Origin of the sequence: Streptomyces sp. ID05-26A (assembly GCF_033794685.1) — a bacterium.
Lineage (GTDB): Bacteria > Actinomycetota > Actinomycetes > Mycobacteriales > Pseudonocardiaceae > Lentzea.
In genome coordinates, this window is sequence record NZ_JARAYZ010000001.1 from 966,992 (window position 1) to 984,265 (window position 17,274).

The 17,274-nt window shown below is 67.1% G+C and carries 18 protein-coding genes; 8 read left to right on the forward strand and 10 right to left on the reverse strand.

Annotation, left to right across the window (positions count from 1 at the left end; genetic code table 11):
* Nucleotides 1–127: 127 nt before the first annotated feature.
* Both PV646_RS04720 and PV646_RS04725 read right to left on the reverse strand, forming a co-directional pair.
* Nucleotides 128–784: a response regulator gene (locus PV646_RS04720; RefSeq protein ID WP_500340217.1), complete on the reverse strand. Its 657-nt coding sequence runs from the start codon at nt 782–784 to the stop codon at nt 128–130.
* Complete coding sequence (locus tag PV646_RS04725) at nt 772–1,986, reverse strand: sensor histidine kinase (protein WP_500340218.1); 1,215 nt, start codon at nt 1,984–1,986, stop codon at nt 772–774. Before PV646_RS04725 ends, PV646_RS04720 begins: the two co-directional genes overlap by 13 nt.
* 291 nt (nt 1,987–2,277) lie before the next feature.
* Between PV646_RS04725 and PV646_RS04730 the strand changes: the two genes are divergently transcribed.
* From PV646_RS04730 to PV646_RS04745, 4 genes are all read left to right on the forward strand, one after another.
* Entirely contained in the window at nt 2,278–3,408 is a 1,131-nt protein-coding gene (locus tag PV646_RS04730) for a serine hydrolase domain-containing protein (RefSeq protein ID WP_500340219.1), read from the forward strand.
* A gap of 364 nt (nt 3,409–3,772) precedes the next feature.
* The gene (locus PV646_RS04735) at nt 3,773–4,888 is read left to right on the forward strand and encodes a serine hydrolase domain-containing protein (RefSeq protein WP_500340220.1); all 1,116 of its coding nucleotides are present in this window, start codon (nt 3,773–3,775) and stop codon (nt 4,886–4,888) included.
* A gap of 283 nt (nt 4,889–5,171) precedes the next feature.
* The gene (locus tag PV646_RS04740; RefSeq protein WP_500340221.1) at nt 5,172–6,053 is read left to right on the forward strand and encodes an RsbRD N-terminal domain-containing protein; all 882 of its coding nucleotides are present in this window, start codon (nt 5,172–5,174) and stop codon (nt 6,051–6,053) included.
* Entirely contained in the window at nt 5,969–6,154 is a 186-nt protein-coding gene (locus PV646_RS04745; protein WP_500340222.1) for a helix-turn-helix domain-containing protein, read from the forward strand. Before PV646_RS04740 ends, PV646_RS04745 begins: the two co-directional genes overlap by 85 nt.
* Nucleotides 6,155–7,610: 1,456 nt before the next feature.
* Here the strand turns inward: PV646_RS04745 and ccsB are convergent.
* The 5 genes from ccsB to PV646_RS04770 all read right to left on the reverse strand — a co-directional run bounded on the left by ccsB (nt 7,611) and on the right by PV646_RS04770 (nt 11,193).
* Entirely contained in the window at nt 7,611–8,453 is an 843-nt protein-coding gene (gene ccsB / locus PV646_RS04750; protein WP_500340223.1) for a c-type cytochrome biogenesis protein CcsB, read from the reverse strand.
* A complete protein-coding gene (locus tag PV646_RS04755; RefSeq protein ID WP_500340224.1) occupies nt 8,450–8,830 on the reverse strand; it encodes a hypothetical protein in 381 nt (126 codons plus the stop codon). Before PV646_RS04755 ends, ccsB begins: the two co-directional genes overlap by 4 nt.
* Nucleotides 8,823–9,203, reverse strand: coding sequence for a hypothetical protein (locus tag PV646_RS04760; protein ID WP_500340225.1), 381 nt, complete (start codon nt 9,201–9,203; stop codon nt 8,823–8,825). The genes PV646_RS04755 and PV646_RS04760 overlap by 8 nt, the downstream gene beginning before the upstream one ends.
* A 331-nt stretch (nt 9,204–9,534) precedes the next feature.
* A complete protein-coding gene (locus PV646_RS04765; RefSeq protein ID WP_500342268.1) occupies nt 9,535–10,188 on the reverse strand; it encodes a GNAT family N-acetyltransferase in 654 nt (217 codons plus the stop codon).
* Between the two features lie 138 nt (nt 10,189–10,326).
* Complete coding sequence (locus tag PV646_RS04770; protein ID WP_500340226.1) at nt 10,327–11,193, reverse strand: quinone oxidoreductase family protein; 867 nt, start codon at nt 11,191–11,193, stop codon at nt 10,327–10,329.
* Between the two features lie 214 nt (nt 11,194–11,407).
* Here PV646_RS04770 and PV646_RS04775 point away from each other — a divergent pair, with 214 nt between their 5' ends.
* Nucleotides 11,408–12,391, forward strand: coding sequence for an AraC family transcriptional regulator (locus PV646_RS04775; RefSeq protein WP_500340227.1), 984 nt, complete (start codon nt 11,408–11,410; stop codon nt 12,389–12,391).
* On the opposite strand, the gene PV646_RS04780 is transcribed toward PV646_RS04775, so the two are convergent.
* A complete protein-coding gene (locus PV646_RS04780; RefSeq protein WP_500340228.1) occupies nt 12,384–13,067 on the reverse strand; it encodes a TetR/AcrR family transcriptional regulator in 684 nt (227 codons plus the stop codon). The two genes, PV646_RS04775 and PV646_RS04780, sit on opposite strands and share 8 nt — an antisense overlap.
* A 95-nt stretch (nt 13,068–13,162) precedes the next feature.
* Between PV646_RS04780 and PV646_RS04785 the strand changes: the two genes are divergently transcribed.
* The 3 genes from PV646_RS04785 (at nt 13,163) to PV646_RS04795 (ending at nt 16,017) form a co-directional block, all read left to right on the forward strand.
* Nucleotides 13,163–14,095: a zinc-binding dehydrogenase gene (locus PV646_RS04785; RefSeq protein WP_500340229.1), complete on the forward strand. Its 933-nt coding sequence runs from the start codon at nt 13,163–13,165 to the stop codon at nt 14,093–14,095.
* Between the two features lie 427 nt (nt 14,096–14,522).
* A complete protein-coding gene (locus PV646_RS04790) occupies nt 14,523–14,726 on the forward strand; it encodes a hypothetical protein (protein WP_500340230.1) in 204 nt (67 codons plus the stop codon).
* Between the two features lie 445 nt (nt 14,727–15,171).
* Entirely contained in the window at nt 15,172–16,017 is an 846-nt protein-coding gene (locus tag PV646_RS04795; protein WP_500340231.1) for a trimeric intracellular cation channel family protein, read from the forward strand.
* 110 nt (nt 16,018–16,127) lie between these two features.
* On the opposite strand, the gene PV646_RS04800 is transcribed toward PV646_RS04795, so the two are convergent.
* Together PV646_RS04800 and PV646_RS04805 are read right to left on the reverse strand one after the other, a co-directional pair.
* Nucleotides 16,128–16,649, reverse strand: a complete 522-nt coding sequence (locus tag PV646_RS04800) for a hypothetical protein (protein ID WP_500340232.1) — start codon at nt 16,647–16,649, stop codon at nt 16,128–16,130.
* A 39-nt stretch (nt 16,650–16,688) separates the two neighbouring features.
* Complete coding sequence (locus tag PV646_RS04805; protein ID WP_500340233.1) at nt 16,689–16,916, reverse strand: hypothetical protein; 228 nt, start codon at nt 16,914–16,916, stop codon at nt 16,689–16,691.
* Nucleotides 16,917–17,274: the final 358 nt, after the last annotated feature.

The following is a 17,274-nucleotide window of genomic DNA, read 5'->3' on the forward strand; positions in this document are numbered from 1 at the left end:
CGGTTGCTCGGCCAGGATGACGCAGCCACACGTCTCACGCTTCTGGGTCTCACGAGCCCATCTGCCGAAGCCGGGGTGGCGACGGTCGATCGCCGCAGCGTGACTCCGCTCGCCGCGGTGACCGGCGCTATCTGGGTCCGGTGCCTTCGAGGTAGCGCAGGACCGCGGTGACGCGCCGGTCGGCCCGGTCGTCGGGTGCGAGGTCGAGTTTCGCGAAGATGCTGCGGATGTGCTTGTGCACTCCGCCTTCGGTGATGACGAGCTTCTCCGCGATGGCGGTGTTGCCGAGGCCTTGGGCCATGAGCGCGAGCACGTCTCGTTCCCGTGGGCTCAGCCGGCCCAGCGCGCCGGCGTTCGGGTTGCGGGCCAACAGCTGGCCCACCACCTCGGGGTCCACGGCGGTGCCGCCGCTGGCCACGCGGTGCAGCGCGCTCAGGAACTCGTCGACCCGCCCGACGCGTTCCTTCAGCAAGTAGCCGAGCCGGCTGGCGCCGCCGGTCAGCAGTTCGGTGGCGAACGTCTGCTCCACGTACGCGGAGAGCACGAGCACCGCGAGGCCGGGCTGCCGCCGCCGCGCTTCGACGGCCGCCAGGATCCCCTCGTCGGTGTGGGTGGGGGGCATCCGCACGTCGACGATGGCGACGTCCGGCTCGTGTTCTGCCACCGCGGCCAGGAACGATCCCGGCGTGTCGGTGGTGGCCACCACGTCGAGCGACTCGGCGCGCAGCAGCAGCGCCAGCCCTTCGCGCAGCAGGAGGTCGTCTTCCGCGATCACGATCCGCACGGCAGCTCCACTCGCATCGTCGTCGGCCCACCGGCGGGGCTGTCCAGGGTGAAGCGCCCGTCGTAGGCCTCGATCCGCCGGCGGATGCCGGCCAGGCCAGACCCGCCGTTCTCGTCCGCGCCGCCCTTGCCGTCGTCGTCGATCCGCAGCACCAGCCGATCGCCTCGCCTGGCCACCTGCACCGCGGCGGTCGTGGCGCCGCTGTGCTTGGTCACGTTGGAAAGAGCTTCGGCGACCACGAAGTACGCGGTGGCCTCGACGGAGGCGGCGCAGCGGCCCGGTACGTCCACCACCAGCTCGCAGGGCACGCCGCAGCTGCCTGCGAGGCCGGCCAGGGCGCCGGCGAGCCCGCGGTCGGCGAGCACCGGGGGCAGGATGCTGCGGGCCACGGCACGCAGTTCGGAAAGCGCTTGCTCGGCAGCGTCCTGGGCTCGGTCCAGCGCGGCGTGGGCCGTGGCGGGATCTCGGTCCACGGCCCGCCGGACGGCGCCGAGCAGCACGTTCACCGTGACGAGCCGGTTCTGCGTGCCGTCGTGCAGCGACCGTTCGATGCGGCGCAGTTCGGCGGCGTGCGCGTCGAGGGCGGCGGCACGGGTGGCGGTCAGCTCGGCGATCCGCAGCGAGAGGTCAGCACCCGGCGGAGGCGCCAGCAGGTGCCGGCCCGACCACTCCTGCACCCGCATGAGCGCCGGCCCGAACGCGACGATGAGGGCGCCGCAGAGCACGCCGGCCATCCCGACGGCCCAGGGACCCTTGACGGTCCAGAAGAAGAAGCTGGGAGCGTTGTCCTCGGGCGGCAGCAGGTGGTACCAGAACGGGTAGGTCGTGTTCTGCAGCATCGTGACCGGCAGCGCGAGCCCCATGAACCCGACGGAAAAGCCGACCGTGGCGTGCAGCGGCAGCCAGGCCAGCTCACGCCGCACAGTCACATCGCGCAGCAAGGCGCGCAGCGCGGCGCGCGTCTCGCGCGGCACCGGGCCGGGGGCGAGAACATCGAGCCGGACCCGTTCCCGGTTCGCGCCCGCCCGTAGCAAACGCAGGGCGGAGGGCACCAGGAGAACGCCGACACCGACACAGCAGAGCAGCGCGACCACGCCGATCCAGACGAGGACGGCCATCGCGAGCAATGCCGTGCCCAGGCCGCCTATCAGGCGCGCAACGGCATCGAGCGACGCCCACAGGCGCTGCCACACCCGTGTCATCCCACCTCCCGAGCCGGGACCCTATCCGATCAACGCAATTCCACATCGGATCGAGTCGGCTTGCCCGTCGCCGCCGACCCACCAGGACAAGGGAAGCCCCGACCTGGTGGTGCTACCACTACCTCCGTTGTTCAGCGAGCTGGATTGTCCACTTGGGAGGAGATGAGCAGCCTGGACTCAGTCGGTCAACGCAAGACCGACGTTCGTGGAACCCAGGAGTTGGCTGCATTGTTCAGATTGTCTTCCCAGCGATATCGATCTTCTTCCTCGGGGTATCACCGTGTGGCCGCCATGACAGCGGCGGCAGCGGTCGCGGCGGGCGGTCTCGCGTTCGCCGGCACGGTCCCCGCCGCCCAGGCCGAGCCCCGCGGCGATGCGGTGCAGCAGAGCATCGACAAGCTCGTCGGTGTCGACCGGCATCCAGGAGCCCTGGCCGCTGTCCGGGACCAGCACGGCCGGACCCGCCACTACACGGCCGGGGTCGGTGATCTGCGGACCGGTAGCAAGGTACCGGCGAACGGCAGGGTGCGAATCGGCAGCGCCAGCAAGATGTTCGCCTCTGTGGTCGTACTGCAGTTGGTGGGGGAGGGCAAGGTAGAGCTCGACGCATCGATCGAGAAGTACCTGCCGGGCCTGGTGCGGGCTGAAGGCGTGGACGCGAAAAAGATCACGGTCCGCCAGCTGCTCCAGCACAACAGCGGCCTGCCCGACTACACCGACTCGATGTTCTCGGCCCTTGGCGACTTTCTCTCGTACCAGCACGTCTACCTCGAACCGCGGGAACTGCTCGACCTGGCGAACGCCCGGCCAGAAGGCAGGCCCGCCGGCAGCGGCTGGTCCTACAGCAACACGAACTACGTCGTGGCCGGCCTGATCGCCCAGCAGGTCACCGGTCGCCCGTTCAACGAATTGGTGACCACCAGGGTCATCGAGCGGATCGGCCTGCGCGACACGTACGCGCCCGAGGTCGGCGAGCAGGACATCCGCGGCCGGCACCCCAAGGGCTACCTGCGCAACCCGGTGACCGACAAGCTGGTCGACTTCACGCAGATGGACCCGAGTTGGGGCTGGGCAGCCGGCCAGCTGGTCTCCACGCCCGGTGATGTCAACACCTTCCTGGGTGCGCTGATGGGCGGGAAGCTTCTCGAACCGGCCCAGCTGGCCCAGCTGCGCACCACCATCCCCACGGACCCGGAGTCGGGCCAGGGCTACGGACTCGGCATCTTCAGCATGCCGTTGAGCTGCGGAAAGGTCGCGTGGGGCCACGGCGGCGTCATCCCGGGCTTCGCGAACGACAACGCGGTCACCGATGACGGCCGCGCGGCGACCATCGTGGTCACCGCGACGCAAGGATCGGTGAAGGACCAATCCGTCGCCGCGGACCGGGCCGCGCTCTTCGACGCCGCACTCTGCGCGAACTGACCCCCGGCAGAGCACAGGCAGCTTCCGCGCTGGGGAAGCCACACAACGACAAGGGCTCGGGCGGGTGCTCAACGCATCCGCCCGAGCCCTTGCCGCACGTGCGTTTCCGGCGGATCCGACCGGCCGGGCGTCGATGGAGGTAGTGCTGGCTGTACCGGACTTGTGCAGTACGTGGGATCGCGAGAGCACCGGGACGGTGGCGAAACTGTGCGTGTCAGTGCCAACAGTCCAATTCGGAGAGTGTGCCTTGCCGAAAGATCAGAGTCGTATGACTGAAAACAGCCCGGCCCCCGTGCGCCGGCGTCGTGGTGTGTTCGCCGCGGCAGTAGCGGCGGTAGCGGTCGCCGGACTCACTCTGACAGACGTGGCTTCGGCGGGCGCGTTGGACGACAGGTCGAGGTCGATTCGGGACAAGACGCTGCAGGCGGACATGGACGCGCTGGTCAGTGACGGGTCGCTGCCCGGCATGCTGATGTCGGTGCGGGACCGGAACGGGCGGGTGACGAACTACACCGCCGGGGTGGGTGACATCCGGACGAAGTCGAAGGTGCCGACGGACGGTTACGTGCGGATCGCCAGCAACACGAAGATGTTCACCGCTGTGGCGATCCTGCAGTTGGCCGACGAGGGCAAGCTCGCACTGGACGACGCGGTGGAGAAGTTCCTTCCGGGCGTGGTGCGGGGCACCGGCGACGGTGCGGCGGTCGACGGCCGGAACATCACCATCAGGCAGCTGCTGAACCACACCAGCGGGATGCCTTCCGCGGTCCCCGCGTTGTCCAAGGGAATCCTGCCGATCAAGGACCGGTACTTCGACGCCAGGGAGCTGCTGGACGCGGCGTTGACGCAGGCGCCGACCTTCGTTCCTGGGCAGGACAGGGTGTGGTCGTACAGCAACAACGGTTACACCCTGCTGGGTCTGGTGGCGCAAAAGGTGGCGGGACGCCCCCTCGCCGAGGTCATCACGGAACGGATCATCAATCGGATCGGGCTCAAGGAGACCTACTACCCCGGTCCGGGCGACCGCGACATCCGTGCCCCGCACCCCCAGGGCTACCTGGGGGCTGTGGACGACCAGGGCAAGCCGATCGCCGGCAAGTTGACCGACATCACCCGATTCGACCCGTCGGTCGCCGGGGCGGCGGGGCAGATGATCGCCACCCCGAGCGACATCAACAAGTTCCTGGTCGCTTTGCAGGACGGTCGGCTGATCCAGCCCAGCAGGCTGGCGGAGATGCGTCAGACGGTGGAGGCGCCCACCCCAGTCGCTAGTTGGCAGCGCTACGGCCTGGGCACCTTCGAGATGAAGCTCAGCTGCGGGATCACCGCGTACGGTCACGGCGGCGACGCCGACGGTTTCCAGACCCGCGCCGCGATCACCCTCGATGGCCGGGCGGTCACCATCGCCGGGACGAACGACGAAGTCAAGATCTTCGAAGTCATCGACTTCTTCGACAAGGCCCTATGCGCCGCGAAGTAGCAGCCGTCGTGCCCTGAACACGCTCACCGGCGGTGCGATGGAAGAATCACCGCACCGCCGGTGAGTTCTGTCGAAACGACCCACCTTTCTGACCGTGCTCATTCTCAACAGGACAATGCGCGCCCGGCTCAGGCTCTGCCCAGCGTCGGCCGTGGACCGGCGTTCGACCCGGACGCCTGCGCGCGTCAGTCCCACCCGGACAGCGGGTGCATGCCGCTTCGGGAGATCGCGTGCCGATCTCAGGCGCACTGAGAATGTTGTGCACCAAGGGAAAGGCCGATCAGTGCCCGAGCCGCTCGAGACCCACCTCGCCCTGATGGCCACACAACTCTTGCAGCAGGCCGACGAACTGGTGGCAGCGCAGTTGCGGGTGGCCGATGCGATCGGCTCGTACCGTGTGGCTCCCCTGTCGGAGATCCGGCCATCCGCGCACCGCAACGTCTTGCGCGTGGTCGCCGCTTTGCGCGGTGAGGACCACCTGCCGGCCGGCGTGGCGGTGGACGAGCGAGAAACCGGACGGCGCCGGGCGTTGCAGGGCATACCCAGCGCGGATGTCCTGACCGCCTATCGCAGTTGCATCACGTTGCTGCGCGACGAGTTCCTCGGCGGTTACTGGGAAGCCGAGCTCGACCTCACCCGTTGTGCGGAGCAGCAGCAGACGATCCTGCTCGCCCGCTCGCTGGAAGGCGCGATGACGACGGCTCAGATGGTCGCGGCGGGGGTCGGGTTCGGACTCGCCGCAGACAAGCACTACTGGGTCCTGCGGGCACGATCCGACGGCACCGATCCGCTCGCGCTCAGCCGCCGCCTGAAACGCGCGGCCGTTGCACAGGACACGGCCCTGGTCAGCACCTATGGCGGTGATGTGGCGGCCGTGTTCTCCCGGCCCATCACCGGCGAACTGACCGACGACGTCACGGTCGGACTGGCCGGCCCGGCCGGGCTGTCACAGTTGCACACTGGATTCGCGGAAGCCACGCAACTGCTCGAGGTCGCCACCAGGTTCGGCCACCGCGGAATCGTGGACCACAGTCGGATGGCACTGCGGCTGGCGGTCGCGAAAGAGCCGGAGCTCGGAAGATGTCTTCACGGCCGGTACGTCGACCCGGTCCAGCCGAGAGTGCCATCGGCGAGGCTTTGCTCACGAGCGTCGAAACATATCTGACCCGGCGGCGGTCGATCCCCGACGCCGCCACCGCTCTGTCCGTCCACGTCAACACACTGGGATACAGGTCGGAGCGTTCGCGATCTCCCAACCTCAGGTGATCAACTCTGCGTCTGCTCAACCGTGATCGTTCCGAAGCGGAGCGCTACTGGTACCAGACGCTCGAATCAGAACCGCCTGAAGTCGATGCTGAACCGCTGTCCGCCCCTCTGCAACCACCGTCGACCATGCAGAGCGAAGGCACAACCCGCCTCTGCGATCCGGTCGCCTGATCGCAGAGGCGGGTTGTCAGGCCATACGTCGCAGATCATGAACTCGGTTTTGTTGCAGTGATCGTCACCATCACGCAGAGCACAGTTGCTCCGAGTGCGAACCATCTCGGCCCCCAGCGTCCACGCCGCTGCTGCCGCCGCGAACTGGAGGCGATCGCTACTGGGGTGATCGCCGTGCTGACGCCCGACGGCACTCGCCTGCTGATCACCGACGTGGCCGCCGTGGCACGGGACTACGACGCCGCACTGGACCTGCAGACGCGCTGGATGACGACCGAGTGAGCGCTTTGGTGCGCGAAGCAGCCGAAACCGTCGGTCGGACCCATCAGCCCCTGGTATCCACCCACGTCGTCGAGTCGCCGTTGTCGCCAGGTGCACGGCTGCACGCCGGGCCGCAAGGCGACCCGGACGTGCGAACTGCCGCCGCGCGCTACTGGACCTCAATGGTGTGACCGCGGTGTGCACGGCCACTACCTCGAACCCGCTCGAGCGGATCACGACGCCGGTCAATCGCCGAGTCACTCGACTCGGCCGCGCGGCAGGGCGAGCTCGCCGACCTGCTGGACACGTTCGGATGGCCGCCGTGTTGGACGCCGCCACGACTCCGCCGAGCAGGAGATGCGACGTCAGATCCAAGAGCGGTCGAGCTGACCGAGCACGCTTCGGAGAACGATGTCCGGGTTACCGCAATGGTCGTGGTCGATGAGGCAGATGTCGTGGACGCGGTGCCGAGATCAGGCATCGCACCCGCATTGCCGCACTGTTGAACGACGATCGACGTCCTGATCGATGAACAGGGCGTCGAGGCTGCCCGGAACACGGCGGTCGGACTCGTCGCTGTGCTCGACCTGGCTCACCTCTTTGGCGTGCTGGAAGCCCTGGCAGGGCAACGACCACGCCGAGGTACACGCAGGCGCACTTTATGACGTGCTCGATGCTCTCGACGCAGGTGACCGCGCGCACCTGACCGGGCTGCTACTCGACATCGCTGTGCGGATCGACACCGACTCGCAGGCGTGGAACAGAGGGTGTGGAAAGAGCCGTTCGGCGAGGAGGTCGCCGAACGGACCGACGACGAACGGGAGGCCACCGTGGTGTTCCAGGAGTTGGACGACCAGAGCTGAGAGCTCCTGTGGACGACGAGACGGGGACGAGATGAGCGCTCCCGTGTTACCGGCTCACAGGGTCGTCACGCTGCTCAACCCCGGCGCTCCTTCGTCCATCCGGCTTGTCGGTGGCGTGTTCGCCAGCAACTTCAAGGCTCACTCACCTGACTTCTTCGATTTCAGTCCGTGCCGGCGTAGGAGTGCAGGCTGGACACCACGAGGTTGACGAAGAAAAGATTGAACAGCACAGCGAGCATTCCGACGACGTTGACCCAGGCCGCTGGCTTGCCGCGCCACCCGGCCGTTGCGCGGGCGTGCAGGTACGCCGCGTAACAGATCCAGGAAACGAACGCGACCGTCTCCTTCGGATCCCAGCCCCAGTAACGGCCCCATGCTGCCTCGGCCCAGACCGCGCCGGTGATGATCGCGAAGGTGAGCGTCACGAAGCCGACTGTGCCGGTGCGGTAGGCGACTTGGTCGAGGTGGTCGATCGGCGGAAGACGTTTCACCGGGCGGTGCGAGGCCCACAGGTGCAGGCCGCTGATGATGCCGGACAGCAAGAAGACGCCGCTCGCCATCAGGGCCGCCGCTACGTGGATCGCGATCCAGTACGACCGCAGGGCGGGCTGCACCGGAGCGACCTCGACGTAGAGTTGATTGCCCGCGATGAACAACATCAGGGCCAGCGGCAGGAGTACGAACAGCGATAGCCGCCGCATCTCGTGACGCCACACCACGTAGAGCCAAGCGATCATCACGACCAGTCCGAACGAGGACAGGTACTCGTACAAGTTCCCCCATGGAACACGTTGCGCGGCAATGCCTCGCAGCACAAGTGAAACGAGGTGCAGGACCGCACCCAGCACGGTCAGCGCGACGCCGAGCCGTCCACATCGGATAGCGGCGGGTGGCGGTGAGTCCGAGTAACGCGTAAGAGACCACTCTGCGGCACAGAGCAGAGCAGCGGCCATGTAGATCCCGAACGCGCTGGTGAACAACCAGTCGCTGAACACGCCGATCACGCGGTCCTCCTCAACCACCACAGGCCGAGAACCGGCAGCACCAATGGGACGAAGCCGTAGCCCATTCCGAAGAACGACCACACCGTCGCGTCGGGGAAAGCGTTGGGCGTTACGTGGCTGGCCGCGCCGACCGCGAGCACGCCGACGAGTTCGACGGCGCACGCGGCAAGTGCGATCCGCCGTGAGTCGACCGCAAGGGTGACAGTGGCCAGCACGTAGACCCCGGCGGCGAACGCGGACAGCACGTACGCGATGGGTGCTTGGTCGAAGCGGGTGCCGAGTTGTACTGCCGACCGCGAGGTGGCGGCGATGGCGAAGATCCCGTAGACGGCGACCAGCATGCGGCCCGGTCCTTGGCCGATCGATGTGTCACGCATGTCCGGCCCAGATCTGGCCGAGCCGTAGAACCATGACGGGCACACTGAAGCAGGCGACCGCCAGCACGCCCGCGCTCCATCGGGTGCGTTCCGCTGCCGACCACACGACGGCGACCGGGAGGATCAGCGGCGGTCCGGCGAGGTAGCCGACGAACGACAACCGGTCGATCTCCCTGTCCAGGCCGAGCATCTGCACGACGCCGACCACAGCCTGGATCAGCAGCCCGATCTCGAGCGCGGCGAGCAGGCCGACGAGTCCTCGCTTGGCTCCCGTCAGCGGCAGCAGCGGCTTGTCCGCCGCGATCAGCGCCAACGACCAGGCGACGCAGAGCAGGGACAGGATGGTCAACACCGCCTGTGGTGCGGAGAACATGAGGCTCGTTTCCAGAGGCTCCGAGAAGCAGAACGGATGGCAAGCTGCCGGTGGCTTCATCTCGGTCGCCGAGCCACCGGGTTTGTCGTACATGGGTCTCGTTCCTCGGCTTTGCGGAGAAACCGGACGGTAGACGTGCTCAGCCGTCGACGCCTGGCGCCAAGCAATCGCGAGCTGTGTGGAATCGTTGATTCCAGGGGAGAACGTAATGTCGCCTGCCGGGTCAGAACGACCCAGGCTGCGGGTGTTTCTTGGTAGTGCAGGCTGTACCTTTCGCTCCGCGGCGGCGATGCTGGCCCGGCTCGAGCCGCGGACGGCCCAGCCCGTCCTATCAGTCGCCGTCGGGCCCGGATGCGAGCGGGCGGACGCGGGAGAACATCTCCACGTCGGACCGTCGCCCACCCATGACCTGCCAGTTGCGCAGCAGCCCTTCCCGAACGAACCCCGCGCTCAGCGCCACTCGCTTCGACGGTTCGTTCCACGGCTCGATGCACAGCTCGACGCGCCAGCTTCCGAGCCGGTCGAACGCCCAGTCAGCGAGCCACGCCACGGCTTCGCGAGCCACCCCCCGGCCGCGCGCCGACGGCAGAACCCAATAGCCGAGTCCGAGCCGGTCGAACGCCCAGTCAGCGAGCCACGCCACGGCTTCGCGAGCCACCCCCCGGCCGCGCGCCGACGGCAGAACCCAATAGCCGAGTCCGACCCGGCCGAGGTCGAGATCGCGCAGGCGGAGGCTGACATGTCCGACGACTGTGCCGGTGACCCGGTCCGCGATCGCTCGTGGCACTGTGACTCCGTCGGCCGACAGCTCCGTCATCCGGTGCAGGAAGCCATGTCGCGCTTCGGTCGTGCAAGTGACTGGAACCGTCGTGATCGATGTGATGTAGGGGTCGGTCGCGGCTTCCACCAGTACACCGAGGTCGCTCTCCCGCCACGGTCGCAGCACGAACCGTTCGGTCGCCACCTCAACAGTTGCCCAGTCCACAGTCTGCAACACGCGCCACCCCCTCAATGCCTCGCACGGCGACACCCGGCGGCGTGGGGTGGTACCCAGAAGTCTTCATCGCCGTTCTGGTCCGTGCCGTTGTTCGAGTGCTGAACGTGGCAAACCGCGGAATCGGTTTCAGGGAACGAGCACGATCTTGCCGAAGGCGGCACCGGACTCGAGCTTGTCATGTGCCTGCGCCGCGGCTGCGAGAGGGAACGTTTCATCGATCAGACTGGCGACGGTTTTGCCGGCGACGAGCTCGAGGAGTTTTTCCATGCGTGCGCGGAGCTCTGCACGGCTGATCGAGGAGAGGCTGAGCATGAGCAGGGTAGGGGATGCCGTGAACCGGCCGAGCAAGGTCGAGCCGAAGTCCGGCGCGGGGAAACCCGCCACTCCTCCGCACAGCACGTACCGGCCGTTGGGAGCCAGCTTCCCCAGGAAGCGATCGAACTCCGGGCCGCCGACCGGGTCGATGATGATGTCGTATTCCTCGTACGCTTGGGCATCGGCAAGACGGTTCACGACAGTCGACGCACCCAGCGCCACCAGCCGTTCACCGCGAAGAGCGGAGCTCGTCACTACCGTCACGGCGGCCCCGAGGTGGATGCCCAGCAGGGTCGCCATGAGCCCCACTCCACCACCGGCACCACGGACCAAAGCCTTGTCTGCTTTGCGCACCTGGGCGCGTTCGAGTGACGTCAGAGCGGTCAACGCGTTGAACCCGAGCGCAACCGCTTCCGCTGCACTGACCTGGTCGGGAAGAGCGACGACATCCTCGACGTTTGCCGTGACCAGCTCGGCATAACCACCACCGGTCTGGTCCAGCATCGCGTAGACGCGGCGGCCGTCCCACGCGTCGTCGACGTCCTCACCGGTGCCGACGACGACACCGGCCACCTCGATGCCCGGCACGAAACCCGGAGAGAAGGAGCTACCGAACTCACCTCGACGGGACATGACGTCGACGTGTCCCACACCGGCCGCCTCGACTTCGACCAGCACCTCTCCTGGTCGCGGCCGGGGATCGGGGAGGTCGGCCAGGACGAGGTTCTCCGCGCCTCCGAACGCCTTCAGAACAACAGCCTTCATGATCGGTGTTTCTCCTCGGTGGGGGCTGCGTCCGAGTGGATCGCAATATCACTGTATGAGGCCTTGTTCAGCACATGCCATGCGCAAATGTGCCGTATTCATGCGCGAGTGTGCCTATGCTTTCGGCATGGACGTGTTCAGCGATGTGATCGGCAGCATCCGGGCCGGGCGTCCGTCGTTCTGTCGCACTTCCGGCAGCGGCGCCTGGGGGCGGAGCTTCGACGACTTCACCGGTGCGGGCTTCCACGTGCTGCTCCGTGGTGCGTGCTGGCTTCTGTTGCCTGGTCGGACGCCGTTGGCGCTCAGCCCGGGTGACGTGGTGCTCCTGCCGCACGGCACTCGGCACGGGTTGAGCGAGCGACCGGATCGGCCACTGGCCGATCTGCCGAGGGAGGAAAGCCTCCCCCCAGGAGCCAATTTGCGGCCGGAAGTGCCAATCGACCCCACAGTGGCGCACGCGGACATGGTGTGCGGCGCTTACGAGTTGCAGCTCCGGCCGCTGCACCCGTTCTTGCGGGCGCTGCCGGACGTCGTCCACGTGCCTGCGCGGGCCGGCCGGCACCCGGCGCTACGCGCGGCGGTCGACCTTCTGGCCGCCGATGTGGTGGACGCACTCCCCGGTGCTGACGCGGTGGTGCCCGCGCTCATCGACCTGGTGGTGATCTACACGCTCCGCGCGTGGTTGCAGGAGGAGTCCGAGCGCACAGCCAGCACCGGCTGGTGGGCCGCGCTGGCTGATCCCGCGATCGCTGAGGCACTTCAGCACATGCACCGGGAACTCAGTCGCAAGTGGACGGTTCAGGAGCTGGGTGAGGCAGTTGGCCTTTCCCGAACCGCGTTCACCCGGAGGTTCACCTCCATGGTCGGACAGCCCCCGCTGATCTATCTGACGAACTGGAGGCTGGGCAGGGCCGCCCAGCTGTTGCGGGAAACCGATGATCCCCTCGCCCTCATCGCGCGTCAGGTCGGCTACGGGTCCGAGTTCGCCTTCGCCAACGCCTTTCGCAGAGCGTTCGGCGTGCCCCCTGGACGGTTCCGGCGCGCTGAGCTACCCGTCGGCCGTGGCACTGAGAGCCGTCGGAAAGCCGGCGCCACCGCATCCGTCAGGTAAGTCCTCCCACCTGCGCTCGGTTGGCCGGTGCGGCAGCTGTGAGGGTGAGGCTGCCGGGGATCGCCGCGAAGGCCGCGAGCGCGTCGGTGGCGAGGTGCTCGGCGGTGGGGTCCTGTGGCCGGTCTGCCCAGGTCTCCAGCGCGCGGTGGAAAGCGGCGACGAGGATGTCCAGCGCGAGGCGGGGACGCAGGTCGTGCGGGTCGAGCCCGAACCTGTGGTGCAGGACGTCGAGGGCGGCGCGGACGGTGACGCCGCAGAAGTACCGGCAGTGCGCCTCGATCGCCGGAGTCCTGCCGGCCAGCCGTGTGCAGGACAGCAGCCGATGTGCCCACTCGCCGGTGTCCATGGTCTGCATCGCGGCGAGCACAGCGTCTTGCAGCACCTGCAGGATCGAGCACTCCGCGGCCACCGGCCGGGTTTCCAGCTCCTCGATGAACGCTTTCCACATGTCCTCGTACGGCGCCATCGCCACTTCCTCTTTGCTGGCGAAGGTGCGGAAGAACGTTCGCTTGGACACCTCTACCCGATCGCACAGCTCGTCCAGCGTCACGCTGTCGAAATCACGTTGTGTGAACAGGCTCAGCGCGGTGTCGATGAGCGCCTCGCGCGTGCGCTGCTTCTTGCGCTCCCGCAGCGTCGGCCGCGGGACGGAAGACGGCGCGGAATCGGTGGCCATGCGGCGATCTTACCTCGGTGCCATACGCCACTTGAAAGCAAACGCCACTCAGTGGCAGACTGCCGAATGAACGATCATCGACCTGGGAGGCACCCATGCAGGCCCTGCTCCTCGACCACTCCGCACCCGGCAACCTCCGGCTAGGCTCAGTTCCCGACCCGGAGCCAGCCGCCGACGAGGCCGTCATCCGCGTGATCGCCAGCTCCGTCAACCCCGGCGACCTGCACCTGGATGCCGCTCCGGAGGGCAGCGTGCCCGGTTACGAGGCCGCGGGAGTGGTCGTGCGGGCGGCCGCGGACGGCTCAGGACCGGCTGTCGGCACACCGGTGACGACGCTCGGCTTCGCCGGCGGGTGGGCCGAACTCCGCGCGGTCCGGACCGGTTGGATCGGCGTTGCCCCGACCGGCGCCGACCTCGCCGCCGTCAGCACGGTTCCAGTGGCGGGCACCAGTGCACTGCGAGCGCTGCACAGGCTCGGCCCGATTCTCGGCCGCCGGGTTCTCGTGACCGGCGCCACCGGTGCGGTGGGCCGATACGCCGTGCAACTGTCCCGGCTCGGCGGCGCGTACGTCGTGGCTTCCACCAGCGACCCGGACGCCAACGGCGACCAGCTGCGGGCACTGGGCGCGGACGAGGTGGTCCGCGAGCCGGGAGACCTCGACGAACCAGTGGCCGGCGTCATCGACGTGGTCGGCGGTGAACACATGGTGCAGGCGTACGAGAAGCTGGCCGAAGACGGCGTTCTGGTGTCGGTCGGGCACATGAGTGGCGGAGGGGAGCACTTCCCCGCCCTGGCCTTCTCCGGTCACGACGGCCGGAACAACCGCAGCATCACCTCCTTCTTCCTGGGCGCCCACGCCGAACTGTCCGCGGACCTGTCCTGGTTGGCCGCGCGGGTCGCGGACGGCACCCTGAACCCAGGCATCTTCCGGCGCGAGGACTGGAAGAACGCGGGCGCAGCCGTTCAGGCGCTCGCCGAAGGTCGCAACCGCGGCAAGCTGATCCTCGACATCGGCCAGCACGCTTAGTGCACAGTGCTGACCGCTCCTGGTGGCTACCAGCCATGGCGCCCGCTCCCGAGCGAGCCGAGCAGCTCTGCTTCGAGCTCGTCCTGCGCCAGATGCAGGAGTCACTGACTTCAGCGATGACCGACGTGCTCAGCAGTCCGTTCCCCTGTCTGGGAAGGCGACGATGCACGAGGTAGAAGAGGTGTACTCACCGGCGTCTCTGCCAGCCTGGACCGCCTGTCCGCCCGTAGGCCCGCGCCGAGAGACACGTCATCCGCACCGGCCTCGACCTGACCGGTTCAGTCCGAGTGCGGCTTCACAGACGCTTCCCCGGTATCGGAAGCGGAACCATCGCACCAGGTCACGGGGTCGAGTACAGCCTGCACTACCTGACAGCCGGAAGCCTGCGGTATGGCCGACGCTGGCGTACACATCTAACTTTCTTGTCATGAACAAGGAAGTGAACTCGTCGCTCACCCGCACCCGAGCGCTGCTCGCGATGCTCCTGGTCAGCAGCATCGTGGCCAACGTCGCCACTCAAGCCTTCGGCCTGAGTTCCTACATCAGTGCCGTTTTCGGGATGATCGCCGTCGCCAGCGGTATCGCACTTTTCTCCAACTACCGCAAGAACCGCGAAGATTCGCGGAACTGAAGCGTGTGCCGCGCGACAACTCATGGTCGCTGCGGATCATGTAGCTGGCCGGCGGACCACGCCCGGTTGCGCGGGTTGACGTCATAGGTTCTCGCCTACAACAAGTCCAAATGGGACCAATCCATGCGACAGGTGAGCATCACCTACAGCATCGCTCCTCCCAGCGGACGATTGACGGGCGGCTCGATCGCCCAACTACGTGGCGTTGGGATTTACACCGAATGTTTTACAGTTCCCATCGTTCGCGCCTACTGGCAAGAAGGTTGCTGCCATGCGAAGAACCTTGCCCGAAGGGCACCTTTAGGTGACCCAGTGCCCTTCCCGCAGGGACTTGCTCGTAGGACTGCGCGCTGTGGCCACACTGTTGGCGTATGGCGAGATCGTCGTCGGATCCTTCACCTGCTTTCGGTAACTCCCGCATTCTCGGACGTCTTGGGGTCGCGCTGTGTTCGTGGTCATGGAGGTTTTGGGCATCTTGGCTTTCGCGCTCGCGGGCGCCATGGATGCCGCACGGTCGCGTCTGGACCTGTTCGGGATCGGCACGGCAGCGATCCTCACCGCGATCGGCGGTGGCGTGCTGCGGGACGTCCTCCTCGGGGTCGAGCCACCGATCGGGTTGCTGACCGCGTGGTACTTCGTGGCCAGCTTGGTGATAGCGGCGATTGTGGTCCTCTGGTACCCGCGGCTGCGGCGGTTCGACATGCCCGTGCAGTTCTGCGACGCGGTCGGACTGGCCATGTTCGCCATCACCGGTGCGACGAGGGCGATGGAGCACGGTACGCCGGTCTACGTGGCCGGCATCATCGGCATGATCAACGCTGTCGGCGGTGGCCTGATGCGCGAGGTACTGGTCATGAGAGTGCCGACGGTGCTGCACAAGGAGATCTACGCGTTGCCCGCGTTCGGTGGTGGGATCCTTGTAGGACTCGGGATCACCCTGCATCTGTCCCCCGAGGTCGTGGCGGTCGTGACTGTGCTGGTGGTGGTCATCGTGCGGATGTTGGCGGTGGTCCGGAAATGGAACCTCCCGACGGCCCGGATTCCCCAGACCCGGAACGCGCCTTCACGCGAACTGCGGCCTGATCCAGTTCTGTCGGGACTGGCCTTGCACAGACAGGAGGATGTCGAACGCACGCTCGAAATGTTTCCTGCCCTGTCCGGTAGGCAGGTCATCGGCCAACGAACGGCGCAGCATCCGCACAGCAAGCGGGTCGCCCTGGGCGCGATACCTCAAGCCCAGCCTCGTCGGACCGGCCGCCCGTATGACGGGCGACCGAGAATGACCAGGTGATATGGGGTTTCCGCAGGCCAACGACGGTGGAGCTCCTGGCGTCCATGCGCCCCGAAGATGCTGAGCACGCAGGGAGCCTTGCGTCGAAACTCACCGTAGCCCGAACATTGTCAGACTCGTTCGCGCTGCGAGAGTTGAAGGTTCTTCACGTCAGAATGGAGCGCGTCAGCCTCGGTCAGACGACCACACATCTGCCCGTCGAACTCGTCTCGGACAATCTTGACCAGCTGACGGGCAGGGGCGGCGCCGATTCGCAACCGCGCCCGCAGGTTCTCAGCAGAGATCGGCTTCTGGTGAGCGGCACGATGGGCCTTGTCTTCGACTCTCGCCCTGTCGAGGTACGCCTCGATTGGATAGCCGTGAGCCGTCCGCTCACGCGACTGCTTTGCTTCCGGCGCAAGGCATTCAGCCTCGTTCATCTGCGCACCGAGCTCCGCGAACTCCTCCTTCTGGAGATGCCGGTGGTCGCCACCAATACCTCCAGCGGTAATCGACGGAGCGGCAGCCTTGATCGCGTACAGCACGCCTGGGCCAACCTCCGCCCAACCAATCAGCATCAAGGGGCCGACAGCGTCGAACGCCGCCTTCCCGTACTCGCCCGCGACAATCGGGTCCGCCACGTTCAACGCCAACGTAACCGTGCTCGCGAACATCAACAGGCGACGCGCGGGTCACAGAACCTCGTCGGAGGCGCCGGCGAGTGCGAGGTGCCGGATGCCCAGCAGGAGACCGAGGATCGAGAGATCCACCGCGGGCGCTACGAGCGGCGCCACCCAAAACGGCGCTCCTAGGCGAAGCCCCAGGCTCAGCACGTTGCCGAACCCGAACAGGAACGTGAGCCCGACGACCGTTCCCATGATCACCGTCACGGCCCGCACGACAACGTCTGGGCCTGTCATCGAGATGCTGCCTGAGCTGGCCATCAGGCACCGCCTCCAGGGTCATCGGCCTGAACTGCCCTCAATCACCAGCATTCCGCCGGAAACTCGCTGTTCAGGCGCGGGACCGTCTGCGTATAGCCCTGCCGGGGGCACCGAAGTCGAGGGCGATCTGTGTTCGCGGAGTGCGCGAACCGGGTCGCCTTCGGGCGTTTTCTGGGGGCCGAGCCCCCAGACCCCAGCCGGGGGCGTCAGCACCATCCGCGCCGGTCCCCGTCGGCTGGGACCATTGCGACGCGCCTGTTGTTGTTCGCGTCCCGCACGACTTGTCGGACGAGCAGCCGTCGTCGCATGTGGCCGGTGGACGGCGCTCCGGCGT